Origin of the sequence: Brevundimonas sp. LM2 (genome assembly GCF_002002865.1) — a bacterium.
In the GTDB taxonomy this organism is placed as follows: Bacteria; Pseudomonadota; Alphaproteobacteria; order Caulobacterales; family Caulobacteraceae; genus Brevundimonas.
Genome location: NZ_CP019508.1, coordinates 1,565,898 through 1,579,629 on the forward strand (window position 1 = coordinate 1,565,898; position 13,732 = coordinate 1,579,629).

A 13,732-nucleotide genomic window follows, 5' to 3' on the forward strand; every position below is an offset into this window, starting at 1 on the left:
GCCTGACGGCGAACGGGGAGGAAGATGAACCGAAAATAACGGCCAAGCTCCGGGAGCCTTCATGTGGCGTGGCGCATTCTGCATCCATCGACCTACCTCGATGTATTGGAGAGCCCATGTCGAAGATCATGAACACGTCCCTGGCCACGGCCGCTGCCCTGGCCGCCCTGATGACCGCCGCCCCGATGGCCGCCCAGGCCCAGCAGTCGAACGGCATCACCAGCTGCGACGCCCCCGGTGGCCGTCAGACGGCCGGCGCCCTGATCGGCGGCGCCATCGGCGCCCTGGCCGGCAGCCGGATTTCCAGCAATGAACGCGGCCTCGGGGCCCTCGCCGGTGCCGGTGCCGGCGCCGCCGCCGGGTCGTATATCGGCTGCAACCAGCAACGCGCGCGCGCCGAGGGTCAGGCCAGCTCGTCGGGCGCCCAGTACCGCGCCTCGTCCAACCTGCGCATCCGCAGCGGCCCCGGCACCAACTATCGCCAGGCCGGCACCCTGTCGGCGGGCCAGCCCTTCACCGCCGTCGGCTCGCAAGGCGAGTGGGTGCAGATCGCGGGCGGTGGCTGGGTCAACGCCAACTACGTCACCCAATACTAGGATCAGGCATCGCGGTCCGTCGCTGGCCGCATGATCCCGACGAAGCCGTCCCGAGAGGGGCGGCTTTTTCGCACCTACTGGCTGACCCAGAGGATGCGCGCCACCCAGTCGATGTCGGCGCGCGCAACGACGCGATCGGGGTAGGCGGGGTTGATGGAGGCGAGGGTGACGGCCGTGGCGCCCAGGCCGGCGATTTCCTTGGCGACGGTCTCGCCGGACAGGGTGCGGACGACGACGCGGTCGCCCTTGCGCACGTCCGTCCGATCGCGATCCACCAGCACCCGATCGCCCTCGCGATACAGGGGGGCCATGGAGTCGCCGGAAATGACCAGGCTGAAGAGACTGTCGCGCGGGGCGGGCAGGTCGGTCTGATCCCACCCGTCGCCGGTCGGCAGGCCCGCGTCGTCGAAAAACCCGTCCGCCCCGGCCTGGGCCAGGCCCAGCAGGGGAATCGTCCGGGCCGGGTCGGGGGCGTCGCCGGCCAACGCGGCGAAGGCGCCGAGCGACACGCCGGTCGCCTCCAGGATCTGGTTCAGACTTTCCGTCGAGGGCCAGCGCGGCCGAGGCGGGCGGCCGGGGCCGAATCGCTTGGACGGATTGAGCGCGGTGGCGTCGAGGCCGGCGCGTTTGGCCAGTCCCGAGACGGATAGCCCTTCGCGCTGGGCCAGGGCATCGAGCGCGGCCCAAAGGCGGGCGTGGGAGAGGGGCAAGGGGTCGCGCTCCTAGGACTGGACGCCGTTATACCTAGGAAGATTTGCCTATTCCAGCCCCGCGGCGCGTCGCTCCTGCCAGGCCCAGAAGGTGCCCACGGCGATGGACAGGATGATGCCGTAGCTGACCAGGTTGAGCACGGTATAGAAGGCGGCGACGGACGGCCGCACGTCGATCAGGTAGACGATGTGGCTCATGACCGTGAGCAACTGCAGGGCCGTGGCCCAAACCGCCCAGGTCCGCGCATAGCGCCAGACGATGAAGCCGAAGAACGCCGACACCGCGATGTCGATCAGGAACAGCTTCCACTGAAAATCCTGGAAGAGTCGGCCATCGTCCTGGACCAGGACACTGGCGAGCCAGGCCAGCAGATAGCCGCCCATCGCCAGCCGTTCGGCTTCGCCGCCCTTCAGGAAGACGAAGACGGCCACCATGACGGTCACTGCCAGGACAGCTTTTCCGTAAAGGGTATCCAACATGAAATCGCCCCCGCGCGACTAGGCACGGGGGCGATTATGATTTGAGTCTAACGCGAAGGGAAATCGTGCCCTCGCATTCGGCCCGCTAGATCAGGCGACGCGGACCGTGTGAAGGCCGCGCGTTTCCGATCCGATCGGGGTCTCCCAGTCGTCGGGCTTGTCGAGGCCGCCCGCGTTGTAGACGCCGTAACCCTGGCGGCGGTGGTCCTTCTGCAGCTCGGCATGGCAGGCCACGATGGCCTCACGAGCCGTGGACAGGGCCGCGATCGTTTCGATGGCCTTGGCCTGAGCGACCGCGCCCGAGACGGGCGAGACCTTCAGAAGCGTGCGGGCCCCGATCATGGACTGCACGAGCGTGGTGGAGGCCGTGATGGCCGCGTCGATCGCCTTTTCGGTGGCGTTGAGATCGCCCGCGACGCTGGTGATGACTTGAGATTTGTCCATATGTAACCCCTGACTGAAACAACAATGTACAAAGGCTTAACACGGCTTCTAGGCCGGCGGTAGTCTTTCATTAACCATATTGATGCGCTGGCCCCGCGCGCCTTCGCCGCCCACCGGGGGCCGATCCTCGGGCTTGTCCAACCCGCCCGCCGCCAGGGTTTCCAGGCCCAGCCGACGCGCCAGGGACGCCAGGACATTGTGCGTGTCGACGATGCTGGAGCGGGCCGAGGTGAGGGCTCCGATCGCTGCGGCGGCACCGTCGAAGGCCCGTTGGCCGGTCACGGCCGAAAGGTAGGCCTGGGCGCGCGCGGTGGGCAACATCGCGGCCAGCTGCGCGGTCTCGCTCAGCGCCAGGTCGATGGCGGCCTCGGCGGCGTACAGGCGCTCGGCCAGGGCCGCGCCGGTGGCATGGTTCGTCATGATCGTTCCCCCGTGGCGGAAGGCCACGCAGAATGCAACCATGAGTTATTCAGGATGGCAAGTCGCGGTTGTCGTCGAGCGAGAAATGCGCCGTCAGGCTGGCGATCGGATGCGCCGGATCCTCCTGCCAGGCCTCGGCCAGGACATGGGCGACGCGGCGGCCGGCACGCGAGATGCGGGCCCGGGCATGGACGTCGCGCGGCTTGCCCGAGCGCAGATAGGCGGTGGTCACCGTGATCGGGCGCGGCAGGTGCAGACGCGGCCACACCAGGGCCATCTGGGCGATGGCCGTCATCTCCAGCAGGGCGGCGGTGGCGCCGCCGTGCAGGGCCGGCAGCATCGGATTGCCGATCAGATGGTCGGCGAAGGGCATGATCACGGTCAGAATTTCGCCCTCCTGCTCGGTCCGCAAACCCAGGAAGCGGGCATAGGGCAGGGTGTCGAGCAGGGCGGTCACGCCGCGTCCTCCGGTGACGCCAGATTGGAGCGGGTCGGGCGACCGTCGCTGGAGTTGATGACATAGGTGGCCTGGGCGGCCGCGACCGGATCGGCGGGGTCGTCCTCGAAGGCCCAGGCGCGCACGAAGCCGATCGTGCGGGTCAGCCTGTAGCACCGGGCCTCGGCCAGCAGATCCACGCGCGGGCGGGCCGCGCGCATATAGTCGACCCGCAGGTCCAGGGTCGCGATGGGCACGTACCGACCCATGGCGACCCAGACGGCCAGACCGCCGACATGATCCAGCATGGTCGTGACCAGCCCGCCCGCGAAGATGTCCGTTTCCGAATCGCCGACCAGATCGGCGCGCCACGGCGTGCGCAGGCGCACGCGATCGCCCTCGACGCCCGCATAGGCGAAGCCCAGGGCATGGGTGTGGGAGGCCCCCGTGGCCAGTTGCGGCAGGATGTCGGTCAGGAACAGATCGCTCATTCGACCGTCCTTATCGGGCGCGGACTGGCGCGCAAGCCCCGCAGCATGCCCATATCGCCCCCATGATCCGACCCGAAGACCTGTTGAGGCCCACGCCGGCCGGGCTGTACTGCCCGCCGGGAGATTTCTACATCGACCCGAACGTCCCGGTCGACCGGGCAGTGGTAACGCACGGTCACGCCGATCACGCGCGCGCCGGCCACGGGGCGGTTCTGGCGACCGACCAGACCCTGGCCATCATGGCGGAGCGCTACGGCGAGGACTTCACCGTGCTGCGCCAGCCCCTGGCCTATGGCGCGACGGCCTCGCACAACGGCGTCGAGATCCGGGTGGTGCCGGCGGGCCATGTGCTGGGCTCGGCCCAGGCGGTGGTGACCTGGCAAGGCCTGACCATGGTGGTGTCGGGCGACTACAAGCGCCGGCGCGACCCGACCTGCCTGCCGTTCGAGCCGGTCCCGTGCCACGTCTTCATCTCGGAGGCGACCTTCGGCCTGCCGGTCTTCACCCATCCGCCGGACGCCGAGGAGGTGGGGCGGCTGGTGCAATCGCTGGGCCAGTTCCCCGAGCGCGCGCACCTGGTGGGGGCCTATGCGCTGGGCAAGGCGCAGCGGGTCATTCGCCTATTGCGCGAAGCGGGGTGGGAGCGGCCGATCTATGTCCACGGGGCGCTGGAGCGGCTGAACCGGCTCTACGAACGCGAGGGCGTCGACCTGGGCCCGATCCTGCCGGCCACCGGGCTGAAGAAGGACGCCCTGGGCGGGGAGGTGGCGATCGCGCCGCCGTCGGCCATCCAGGACCGCTGGGCCCGGCGCTTCGCCGATCCGGTGACGGCCTTCGCCTCGGGCTGGATGCTGGTCAAGGCGCGGGCCAAGCAGCGGGGGGTGGAGCTGCCTCTGGTCATCAGTGACCACGCCGACTGGCCCGAGCTGATCCAGACCTTCGAGGAGGTCCGGCCCGAGGAGCTGTGGATCACCCACGGCCGCGAGGAGGGGCTGCTGCGCTGGGCGGAAATCAACGGGTTGAGGGCGCGGGCGCTGCGACTGGTCGGTTATGAGGATGAGGATGAGGAGGCCCTGGCCGATCCCGCGGAGGCCACCGCCTAGTCCGGACCCGGCTTGCGTCGCAGCCAGAGCTCGGCGGCGATCAGGTTCGGCACCCAGGCGAGGAAGGCGATGGCGCGGTACCAAGGCAGGAAGTCCAGACCCAGGATCGCGACCAGGGGCAGGTAGATCCGCAGGGTCACGGCGGCCAGCGTCAGGGCCCAGGACCGGATCATCCATCGCCGGTGCGCGGTAGTTCGGCCCCGCATGGCGGCCGCCGCGCCCATGAGGGTGAAGGCCATCCATAGGACGGCCAGGATTCCGAAGCCCGCCGTGGCGATCGGGCCCGCGAAAGACCCCGGCGCCAGGATCAGGCCCGCGCTCCCGCCGACCAGACATCCGGCGACATAGACTCGTCCCGTCCACCGGTGCGGCGGGCTGGAGCCTCTGCGCAGGGCGGGCAGGAACTGAAACGAACCCACCAGCAGGGCGGTGACGGCGCCGGCGACGTGGATGACCAGCCACGGCACGCCCAGCGGATTGCCCAGGGCCTGCGCCGGCGTCCGGGGCGGGTCCAGCAGGTAACGGGCGGAATAGGCGGCGATCCCGAGGCAGAGGATGGCGACCAGGGTCCAGCCGATCCGGGTGAGCCAGGACCGGTTTCGGGTCGGCGGGAGGGTGTCGGCGGTGGTCATCGGCGTGTCCTGTTCAGCGGTGTCGCCGAACGCCATTGCGAGCCGAGCCCGGGGTGGCTAGGCCTGCCTTCGTGAACGGCGCCGGGGCTGCGCGAACGGGACGATATGGGCGCTGGGGCGGACACACGGACCGGGAGGGAGGCCGGGCGGCGATGGGGGATCGACGTCGCCATCCTGGTCGCGATCGGCCTGTTGATGGGATTCCTGGGGCCTTTTTCCTCGGACCATGTGCCGATCGCCGCGCGCTACCTTTACTGGATGATCTGCATGGTCGGGGGCGGTGTGATCGGCTTCGTCGCGGACGACCTGCTGAAGCGCCGCCTGCCCGGGGCCTGGACGCGGACCGTCGTGGTTTCGGCGGCGATGACGCCGCTGGTGACCCTGTTCGTCATGACCACCGAGCGTCTGCTGATGGGCGGGCCCTTCGTCTGGGGGGCTATGGGGGGCTGCTGGTGCAGGTCGGACCGATCCTTCTGGCGGTGATGATCGTGCGGGCCCTGGTCTGGCGGCGCGCAGCCGCGCGGGTCGAGACGCGCATGATCATCGCCCCGCCCCTGCCGGAGGCCGAGGCGGCCTTCCGCCGGCGGTTGTCAGCCCGGTGCCGCACGGCGCGGCTGATCGCCATCGAGGCGCACGACCATTACCTGAAGGTCCACACCGACGCCGGAGCCGAGCTGATCACCCTGAGGTTCGCCGATGCGCTGGAGGAACTGGGACGGGCGCACGGCTGGCGCGTTCACCGGTCCTGGTGGGTGGCGGCCGATGCCGTGGAGGCGGTGCGCTGGCACCGGGGCCGGGGGGAAATCCGCCTTCTCGGCGGCCTGACGACGCCGGTCAGCCGGACCTATCGCCCCGTGCTGAAGGCGGCCGGCTGGTTCTAACGCCAGGGAGCGGTTGTCTTGTCATGCTGACGCGATACGGTCGGCCATGGCCACGTTGAACGCCGATAAGGTCGTGCGGACGCTGGAGCGGTTGCAGGCCCGCGTCGACGCCCGGTTCCCGAACTCGGGCCTGGGCGGGGTGGCGCACGAGCTGGTCGTCGAGGCCCGTCGCACGGCGGACCAGGCGGCGGCCATCGCCCGGCCCTTCTATGTGACCCGGGCGTTCACCGGCCTGGTGATCCTGGCCATCGTGGCGACAGGCGTCGAGCTCTGGTGGCTGGGCGGGGCACCGGGGCTGGACCGGCTGCTGGCCCTGCCGCCCGGCGGGCTTCAGCGTGTGCGTTTCGATCCGCTGGGGCTGGCGGCGGGGCTGGAGGCCTTGGTCAACCTGGCCATCCTGGGGGCCCTGGCCCTGTGGTTTCTGATCAACGCCGAGGCGCGGGCGAAGCGGAAGCGGACGCTGGAGGCGCTGCATGGTCTGCGGTCCCTGGCCCATGTCATCGACATGCACCAGCTGACCAAGGACCCGACCGTCGTCCTGTCGCAAGCCCCCACCACGGCGGCGTCGCCGGTCCGGTCGATGGATCAGTTCCTGCTGACCCGATATCTGGACTATTGCGCGGAGATGCTGGCCCTGATCGGAAAGCTGGCCGCCCTCTACGCCGCGCGGACGCAGGACCCGCAGGTGGTCGCGGCGGTCAATGACGTAGAGGGCCTGTGCACCGACCTGGGTCGTAAGATCTGGCAGAAGATCACCATCCTCAGCGCGCTTGACGAACGGGCGGCGGGCCGGTGACGGTCCGACGTGCGCCAACCATGCGACATGCGCCGCCGCCCTGGCTGACGTGACCGCTCGACCTAGGCGGCGCGGCCGCGGCGGGCCGGAAGGGCGGTCTCGATGTCCGCCGGCTCCGTCAGGGCCGTGTTCATGGCCATGCGCAGGCGCTCCGGCTTGATCGGCTTCTCGACCACGGCGGCCATGCCGATCGACAGATAGTGTTTTGCGTCGTCGGGGTCGGCGTTGGCGGTCAGGGCGACGATGGGGATGTTGCGCACCGGGCCGCCCAGGGCGCGGATGGCCTTGGTCGCCTGGACGCCGTCCATGCGCGGCATCTTGATGTCCATCAGGACCAGATCGAAGGGGCGCGCTTGGACGGCCTCGAGCGCCTCCAGCCCGTCCTCGGCCGTCTCGGACGAGCAGCCGAACATCTCGCACAGGGCCTGGGCGACGACGCGGTTGGTGGCGTTGTCGTCGACGATCAGGATGTGCGGATTGGACTGCAGCTCCAGATCCGCCATGGCCGAGACGTTGGAGGGATGGTCCACGGCGACGGCCGACAGGGGGGCGGAGATGTCGAAGGCGAAGGTCGCGCCGCGGCCCTTGTTGTTCTCGGCCCAGATGCGGCCGTTCATGTTGTCGATCACCTGGCGGCAGATCGACAGACCCAGACCCGCCCCGTCGGGGCCCGATCCGTGGACGAAGGGCTCGAAGATCTCGTCCACGCGGTCGGCGTCGACGCCGGGGCCGTCGTCGCGGACGCGGGCCTCCATATGGACGATGCCGTCCCTGGACCAGGCCTTCAGACGGGCCTCGACCACGCCGTTGCGCGCAAACTTCAGCGCATTGCCGATCAGGTTGTTGAACACCTGTTTCATGCGGACGCAGTCCAGGTCGGCGGTCAGCTCGGTGTCACCCTCGTAGCCGACCAGCAGACGCACGCCGTCCTGCGACGCGCGCGGAGCCCACATCTGTTCGATGTCATCGACCAAGGCGCGCAGCGGCGTGGGAACCGGTGTCAGCTCCAGCTCGCCGGCCTCGGCGCGAGACAGGTCCAGCGCGTCCTGAAGGATCCGCAGAAGGGTCTCGGAAGAATCGACGATGGTCTGGACGTGGGCGTGGGCGGCGTCGGTCAGGGGCTGGCGGCGCAGCAGTTCGGCGACCGCCAGGACGCCGTTCATGGGGGTGCGCAGCTCGTGGCTCATGATGGCCAGGAACTGACTCTTGGCCCGGGCGGAGGCCAGGGCCTGGGTGCGGCTGTCGGTCAGGGCGCGGGCCTGGTCCTCCAGCGCGCGGTTCTGGCTGCGCTGCTGGTCGTTGACGGCCTGGAGCAGGGAGATGGCGGTGCCGACGCCGCGATAGCGGCCGTCGCGGGTGACGATGAATCCGCGCATCAGGGCCCCGGGCCCCGACCGCAGCAGGATGTCGCAGAAGGCGTCGATCTTGACCCCGGCCTCGACCACGGCGGGCTCGGGATCCATGATCATGGCGACGGGGCGGGCTGCGTAGAGGGCGTGGCCGAAGGGCCCGGCGATCTTCAGCAGAAAGGCGTTGCGTTCGACGAGGCCGACGGGGCGGTCGTTGTCCACGACCGGGATGACGAGCGTATCCGGCTCGTCGCGGAAACGAGCGAACACTTCGGCGGTCGGAACAGTGGACGAGACTGGCTCGACCCGCTCCGCAAGGACCTCGATCGTCGGCATACTGCCGTTACTCCGTGCTACCGGCCGAGTTGTAGGGCAAAATCTTCTTCGGAATCGTTAAGTGCGGCAGGCTGCCGCACCGCGAGGCGGGAACCAATCCTTTTGCGGCCCTCGGCCGGTTGGTGTAAGATCGTCGAACCTCCAAAACCGAATACCAATCACGATGCGCGCGGCCGTGGCCGACCGCAGGGCTGCCATGACCCAAACCCTTTCCCCCCGTAGCGCCCTCGTCCTGTTCTCGGGCGGTCAGGACAGCGCGACCTGCCTGGCCTGGGCGCTGGAACGGTTCGATCGGGTCGAGACGGTGGGCTTCGACTACGGCCAGCGCCATGCGGTCGAGATGGAGGCGCGGCTGAATGTGCGGACGGGCCTGCCCGGCGTGCTGCCCGGTCTCGCCGATCGTCTCGGGCCTGACCATGTCGTCGACCTGACGGGGTTTGGAGCCATCGGCGAGACGGCGATGACGACCGACCGGGCGATCGAGGTCGGGGCGCGCGGCCTGCCGACCACCTTCGTGCCGGGACGCAATCTGATCTTCCTGACCGCGGCGGCGGCGCTGGCGGACCGGCGGGGGCTGGAGGTTCTGGTCGGCGGCATGTGCGAGACGGACTTCTCCGGCTATCCCGATTGCCGGCGTGAGACCATGGACGCGATGGAGCGGGCCCTGTCGCTGGGGCTGGACAAGGCGGTGCCGATCCAGACCCCCTTGATGTGGCTGACGAAGGCCCAGACCTGGGCCCTGGCCGACGGGATCGGCGGCGATCCGCTGGTCCAGCTGATCGTCGAGGACAGCCACACCTGCTACCGCGGCGACCGGAGCCACAGGCACGACTGGGGCTATGGCTGCGGCCACTGTCCGGCCTGCGACCTGCGGGCGGCGGGCTGGCGCGACTGGGCGGCCGGTCGATGACCTATGCCGTCAAGGAGACCTTCCTGACCGTGCAGGGGGAGGGCGGGCAGGCGGGGCGACCGGCGGTCTTCCTGCGGTTCGCGGGGTGCAATCTGTGGAGCGGGCGCGAGCAGGATCGGGCGACGGCCGTCTGTTCGTTCTGCGACACCCTTTTCGTCGGCACGGACGGCGACGGCGGCGGGAAGTTCGCCGATGCCGGGGCGCTGGCCGGCCACGTCGCCTCGTTCTGGATCGGGCGCGACGGGGATCCGAAGCTGGTGGTCTGCACCGGCGGGGAACCGCTGCTGCAGCTGGATACGGCGCTGATCGCCGCCCTGCACGACCGGGGTTTCGACATCGCGGTCGAGACCAACGGGACGCTGGACGTCCCGACGGGCGTCGACTGGATCTGCGTCAGCCCCAAGGCGGCGGCCCCCGTCGTCCAGACCTCGGGTCAGGAGCTGAAACTGGTCTATCCCCAGCCCCTGGCCATGCCCGAGCGGTTCGAGGACCTGGTGTTCGAGCGGTTCTGGCTGCAGCCGATGGACGGGCCGGATCAGGTCGCCAATACGGCGGCGGCGCTGGACTATTGCCTGCGCCATCCGCAGTGGCGGCTGAGCGTGCAGACGCACAAATACATCGGCGTGCGCTAGCTCAGCAGCTCTGCCCGTTGGCGCGGCGCTGTTCGCAGCGGCGTTGCTGGCGTTCGTAGTCGCGTTGCTCGCGCTCGCGGCGCGCGCGGGTTTCCTCATCGGACGTCGTGACGGCGTCGACGCCGGCCCCGACGACGGCCCCCGTCGCCTTGGCGGTGCCACCGACGACCGCCCCGGCCGTGCCGACGACCGCCCCGACGAGACAGCCCTGAAGGGTCAGCGCGCCGGCGAGAACGGCGGCGAGCACGGAGGTCTTCTGGATCAATCGGATCATCTGGCCACCTAAGCCCATCGGGGTGAAGGGAATATGACCCGGGCTAGCCGACCTGCGCGCGATGGCGCAGGAAGGCGTCGGCCAGGACGCAGGCGGCCATGGCCTCGACCACCGGCACGCCGCGCAGGGCCACGCAGGGGTCGTGACGGCCGGTCGTGCGCAGGTCGGTCTCGGTGCCGTCGCGGGTCACCGTCCGGCGCGGCGTCAGGATCGAGGAGGTCGGCTTGAAGGCGATGCGCGCCGTCAGCGGCTGGCCGGTCGAGATGCCGCCCAGGACGCCGCCGGCGTGGTTGGACTGAAACACGATCTCTCCGTCCGGTCCCAGACGCATCTCGTCGGCATTGTCCTCGCCGGACAGTTCGGCGGAGGCGAAGCCGGCCCCGATCTCCACGCCCTTGACCGCATTGATCGACATCAGGGCGGAGGCCAGCTCGGCGTCGAGCTTGCCGTACAGGGGGGCGCCCCAGCCGGCGGGCAGGCCGGTGACCTCCAGCGCCACGACGGCGCCGATGGAGGAGCCGGCCTTGCGCACGCCGTCCAGATAGGTCTCCCACGCCGGCACGACCCCGGCCGAGGCGGCGAACAGCGGATTGTCATAGACCGCGCCGAAATCAACGGCTTCCGGCGGGATCCTGTGAGGGCCCAGCTGGACGACGCCGGCGCGGATGGCGATGCCGGGCCCCAGAAGCTTGCGCGCCACGGCCCCCGCGGCGACGCGGCTGGCGGTCTCGCGCGCCGATGACCGCCCCCCGCCGCGCGGGTCGCGGACGCCGTATTTGACCTGATAGGTCATGTCCGCATGGCCGGGGCGATAGGCGCGGGCGATCTCGCCATAGTCCCTGGAGCGAGCGTCCTCATTGTCGATGTGAATGGCGATCGGCGCCCCGGTGGTGACCGGGCCCTCGCCGTCGTCGAAGACGCCGGACAGGATGCGCGCGGTGTCGCTCTCGCGCCGCTGGGTCACGAAACGGCTGCCGCCGGGCTTGCGCCGATCCAGCCACGGCTGCAGGTCGGCCTCGGTCAGGGGGATCCGCGGCGGGCAGCCGTCGACGACGCAGCCGATGGCCGGGCCGTGGCTCTCCCCCCAGGTGGTGACGCGAAACAGATGGCCGAAGGTGTTGTGGGACATGTCAGTGGTGAGGCGCTAGGGCCCGCCCGTAGCGGGCTGCGGCCTGATTCAGGCGTCGGTCGCGGGTCCAGAGACACAAATCCTCGACCAATAGAACCGCTGCCAGGAGATGAGCATCAATCCAACTGAGGCCCGTCCCGTGATGGGGGCCACTTTCGACCAGATGCAAGACTTCTTCCTCGGACACGCTCCGGATCCGTCGAACATCATAGAGCTGCTGCATGACCTGGGGGCGCCGTGGAAGGCTGCCCATCGCCAGTTCGCCGATCACGAAGGGATGCATACGCACCCGGCTATCGGCCAGCATTTGGTCGAGCATGGGGTCGCGCGACCGAAAATGATCGACCCAGACCGAAGTGTCCGCGAGGACGAACGTCAATCTTCCTCAACGCCCCAATAGCGCTTGCGAGGGCCGGCCTCGAAATCGGGCATGGTTCCACCTAGCTTGGCGAGACGCCGCGATGCCTCGGTCGAGACAAACTCGCGCAGCGCATGCCGGATGATCGCCGACGGCTCCTCCAGACCGCTATATTCCGCGGCTCGAGCCAGCAGGGCATCGTCAATCGTGATCGTGGTCCTCATACCAGGCTCGCATCAAAGATTGCATAGAGTATGCATTTCCTGATGCATCGGTGCAACTCAAGCCGCCAGCCGGTCCGGCGTCCACACGCGGGTGAAGCGCGCCAGCAGATCCTCCGCAGCGGACGGCACGTCCTCCGACGGGAACAGGGTCACGAACAGATGGCCGCCTTGGCGATTGCCGCGCGCCGGCAGGCCCAGGTCGCGCAACCGCAGGCGGACGGGGGATTGCAGGCCGGGGGTCAGCCAGGCCGAGCGGAGACCGGCGTGGGTCTCGATCTCGACCCGTCCGCCATCGGCCAGAAGGCGGGGCGAGGCCCCCCAGCGCATGTGCAGATCATCGCCGAGGACGACCAGACCGTCGCCGGGCCGCACCAGGACGGGCAGATGCAGATCGGACCCGTCGGCACCGGCCGCCTTCAGCCGCAGATGGTCGCCCGTGCGCAGGCCTGCGGGGGCATGGACGTTGAGCGTCCTTCCACCCAGATGCACGGTCACCTCACCGCCCGCGAGGGCCTGCATCGGTGTCAGCCCGACCACAGGCGGGGCCGGGGCACGCAACGACGGGGCGGGCAGGGCGGCGGGCCGGCTCGTCTGGCTCTGGATCAGGCGGTAGGCTGCGATGACCTCGCGGAAGCGCTGTTCGTCGCCACCGGCCAGGTCCGGGCGCGCGCTCTTGACGGCCAGACGAAACGCGCAAGTCAGATCGGCCCGGTCCGCCGGATCCCGCAGGCCCAGGACGGCGTAGGCTTCGGTCAGGGTCAGGCCGGGCGCGGTCATGCGACCAATAGGCCCGCGTCATGGTCAAGGACGGGTTAACCGTGCGGGTTCCGGCGACGCTTGCTATATTCCGTGGATGACCAGTTCGGTGATCCCGTCCAGTCCGACTCGCGAGGACTACGCCCGCGACTATGCCGCCGCCCTGGCCGCCAATGGCGACGAGACGATCTTCGAGCGGGACGAGCCGATCGGCCTGTTCGTCGAATGGCTGGCGCAGGCGCGGGCGCACGAGCCGAACGACCCCAACGCCATGGCCCTTTCGACCGTGGACGCCGACGGCGCGCCGGACAGCCGCATGGTCCTGCTGAAGGATGTCGATGCGCGTGGTTGCACCTTCTATTCCAATCGCGAAAGCGCCAAGGGTCTGCAGCTGGCCGATCGTCCGGTGGCGGCCCTGCTGTTCCACTGGAAGAGCCTGCGCCGGCAGGTGCGGATCCGCGGTGCGGTGGAGCCCGTGACCGCGGCCGAGGCCGATGCCTATTTCGCCAGCCGGGCGCGCGAGAGCCGCGTCGGGGCCTGGGCCTCGGACCAGTCGCGGCCTCTCGACAGTCGCCAGGCGTTGGAGGCGGCCGTGGCCCGGGAAACGGCGCGGCTGGAGGGGCAGGAGGTCGAGCGACCCGAGCGCTGGACCGGCTGGCGGGTCATCCCCGAGACCGTCGAGTTCTGGCGCGACCGGCCGTTCCGGCTGCACGACCGATTGCAGTTTCGACGGGACGGTGACCGCTGGGCGCGCACCCGGCTTCAGCCCTGATCC

Annotated in this window: 21 protein-coding genes; 8 read left to right on the forward strand and 13 right to left on the reverse strand. The window is 69.6% G+C overall.

Annotated elements, in window-relative coordinates:
* Positions 1-116 precede the first annotated feature (116 nt).
* Positions 117-596 (forward strand): SH3 domain-containing protein, encoded by a 480-nt coding sequence (locus tag BZG35_RS07670; RefSeq protein WP_077355103.1) that lies wholly within the window; start codon positions 117-119, stop codon positions 594-596.
* A 74-nt stretch (positions 597-670) separates the two neighbouring features.
* Here BZG35_RS07670 and BZG35_RS07675 read toward each other — a convergent pair whose 3' ends face one another.
* The 6 genes from BZG35_RS07675 to BZG35_RS07700 form a co-directional block, all read right to left on the reverse strand.
* A complete protein-coding gene (locus BZG35_RS07675; RefSeq protein WP_077355104.1) occupies positions 671-1,306 on the reverse strand; it encodes a helix-turn-helix transcriptional regulator in 636 nt (211 codons plus the stop codon).
* A 48-nt stretch (positions 1,307-1,354) separates the two neighbouring features.
* Positions 1,355-1,786, reverse strand: a complete 432-nt coding sequence (locus BZG35_RS07680) for a hypothetical protein (protein ID WP_150125969.1) — start codon at positions 1,784-1,786, stop codon at positions 1,355-1,357.
* A 90-nt stretch (positions 1,787-1,876) separates the two neighbouring features.
* Complete coding sequence (locus tag BZG35_RS07685; RefSeq protein ID WP_077355106.1) at positions 1,877-2,230, reverse strand: hypothetical protein; 354 nt, start codon at positions 2,228-2,230, stop codon at positions 1,877-1,879.
* A 48-nt stretch (positions 2,231-2,278) separates the two neighbouring features.
* Positions 2,279-2,650 carry a hypothetical protein gene (locus BZG35_RS07690; protein ID WP_077355107.1) on the reverse strand — a complete coding sequence of 124 codons (372 nt, stop codon included), beginning with the start codon at positions 2,648-2,650 and terminating at the stop codon, positions 2,279-2,281.
* A 49-nt stretch (positions 2,651-2,699) separates the two neighbouring features.
* Positions 2,700-3,107 carry a PaaI family thioesterase gene (locus tag BZG35_RS07695; protein ID WP_077355108.1) on the reverse strand — a complete coding sequence of 136 codons (408 nt, stop codon included), beginning with the start codon at positions 3,105-3,107 and terminating at the stop codon, positions 2,700-2,702.
* A complete protein-coding gene (locus tag BZG35_RS07700; protein ID WP_077355109.1) occupies positions 3,104-3,577 on the reverse strand; it encodes a PaaI family thioesterase in 474 nt (157 codons plus the stop codon). Before BZG35_RS07700 ends, BZG35_RS07695 begins: the two co-directional genes overlap by 4 nt.
* A 62-nt stretch (positions 3,578-3,639) precedes the next feature.
* Here BZG35_RS07700 and BZG35_RS07705 point away from each other — a divergent pair, with 62 nt between their 5' ends.
* Positions 3,640-4,680 (forward strand): ligase-associated DNA damage response exonuclease, encoded by a 1,041-nt coding sequence (locus BZG35_RS07705; protein WP_077355110.1) that lies wholly within the window; start codon positions 3,640-3,642, stop codon positions 4,678-4,680.
* Here BZG35_RS07705 and BZG35_RS07710 read toward each other — a convergent pair.
* Positions 4,677-5,312, reverse strand: a complete 636-nt coding sequence (locus BZG35_RS07710; protein WP_077357951.1) for a DUF2306 domain-containing protein — start codon at positions 5,310-5,312, stop codon at positions 4,677-4,679. The genes BZG35_RS07705 and BZG35_RS07710 overlap by 4 nt on opposite strands.
* 105 nt (positions 5,313-5,417) lie before the next feature.
* Here BZG35_RS07710 and BZG35_RS18205 point away from each other — a divergent pair, with 105 nt between their 5' ends.
* Genes BZG35_RS18205 through BZG35_RS07720 form a run of 3 tightly spaced genes read left to right on the forward strand, consistent with a single transcriptional unit; the run spans position 5,418 to position 6,989 of the window.
* Entirely contained in the window at positions 5,418-5,795 is a 378-nt protein-coding gene (locus tag BZG35_RS18205; RefSeq protein WP_253189307.1) for a hypothetical protein, read from the forward strand.
* Positions 5,765-6,193 carry a LytTR family DNA-binding domain-containing protein gene (locus tag BZG35_RS18210; RefSeq protein ID WP_253189308.1) on the forward strand — a complete coding sequence of 143 codons (429 nt, stop codon included), beginning with the start codon at positions 5,765-5,767 and terminating at the stop codon, positions 6,191-6,193. The genes BZG35_RS18205 and BZG35_RS18210 overlap by 31 nt, the downstream gene beginning before the upstream one ends.
* Positions 6,194-6,239: 46 nt before the next feature.
* Complete coding sequence (locus tag BZG35_RS07720; protein WP_077355111.1) at positions 6,240-6,989, forward strand: hypothetical protein; 750 nt, start codon at positions 6,240-6,242, stop codon at positions 6,987-6,989.
* Positions 6,990-7,051: 62 nt separating this feature from the next.
* Here BZG35_RS07720 and BZG35_RS07725 read toward each other — a convergent pair whose 3' ends face one another.
* Positions 7,052-8,674 (reverse strand): response regulator, encoded by a 1,623-nt coding sequence (locus BZG35_RS07725; protein ID WP_077355112.1) that lies wholly within the window; start codon positions 8,672-8,674, stop codon positions 7,052-7,054.
* 196 nt (positions 8,675-8,870) lie between these two features.
* Between BZG35_RS07725 and queC the strand changes: the two genes are divergently transcribed.
* Positions 8,871-9,584: a 7-cyano-7-deazaguanine synthase QueC gene (queC, locus tag BZG35_RS07730; protein ID WP_077357953.1), complete on the forward strand. Its 714-nt coding sequence runs from the start codon at positions 8,871-8,873 to the stop codon at positions 9,582-9,584.
* On the forward strand, positions 9,581-10,216 hold the full coding sequence (queE, locus tag BZG35_RS07735; RefSeq protein WP_077355113.1) for a 7-carboxy-7-deazaguanine synthase: 636 nt from the start codon (positions 9,581-9,583) through the stop codon (positions 10,214-10,216). The genes queC and queE overlap by 4 nt, the downstream gene beginning before the upstream one ends.
* Before the next feature lies 1 nt (position 10,217).
* Here the strand turns inward: queE and BZG35_RS07740 are convergent, their stop codons facing one another.
* Genes BZG35_RS07740 through BZG35_RS07760 form a run of 5 tightly spaced genes read right to left on the reverse strand, consistent with a single transcriptional unit; the run spans position 10,218 to position 12,978 of the window.
* Positions 10,218-10,490: a hypothetical protein gene (locus tag BZG35_RS07740; RefSeq protein ID WP_077355114.1), complete on the reverse strand. Its 273-nt coding sequence runs from the start codon at positions 10,488-10,490 to the stop codon at positions 10,218-10,220.
* Positions 10,491-10,533: 43 nt separating this feature from the next.
* Positions 10,534-11,619 (reverse strand): chorismate synthase, encoded by a 1,086-nt coding sequence (aroC, locus tag BZG35_RS07745; protein ID WP_077355115.1) that lies wholly within the window; start codon positions 11,617-11,619, stop codon positions 10,534-10,536.
* Position 11,620: 1 nt separating this feature from the next.
* The gene (locus BZG35_RS07750; protein WP_077355116.1) at positions 11,621-11,998 is read right to left on the reverse strand and encodes a type II toxin-antitoxin system VapC family toxin; all 378 of its coding nucleotides are present in this window, start codon (positions 11,996-11,998) and stop codon (positions 11,621-11,623) included.
* Positions 11,995-12,201, reverse strand: a complete 207-nt coding sequence (locus BZG35_RS07755; protein WP_077355117.1) for a type II toxin-antitoxin system VapB family antitoxin — start codon at positions 12,199-12,201, stop codon at positions 11,995-11,997. The genes BZG35_RS07750 and BZG35_RS07755 overlap by 4 nt, the downstream gene beginning before the upstream one ends.
* 57 nt (positions 12,202-12,258) lie before the next feature.
* The gene (locus BZG35_RS07760; RefSeq protein ID WP_077355118.1) at positions 12,259-12,978 is read right to left on the reverse strand and encodes a DnaJ C-terminal domain-containing protein; all 720 of its coding nucleotides are present in this window, start codon (positions 12,976-12,978) and stop codon (positions 12,259-12,261) included.
* Between the two features lie 76 nt (positions 12,979-13,054).
* On the opposite strand from BZG35_RS07760, the gene pdxH reads away from it, so the two are divergent.
* Entirely contained in the window at positions 13,055-13,729 is a 675-nt protein-coding gene (pdxH, locus tag BZG35_RS07765; RefSeq protein WP_077355119.1) for a pyridoxamine 5'-phosphate oxidase, read from the forward strand.
* Positions 13,730-13,732: the final 3 nt, after the last annotated feature.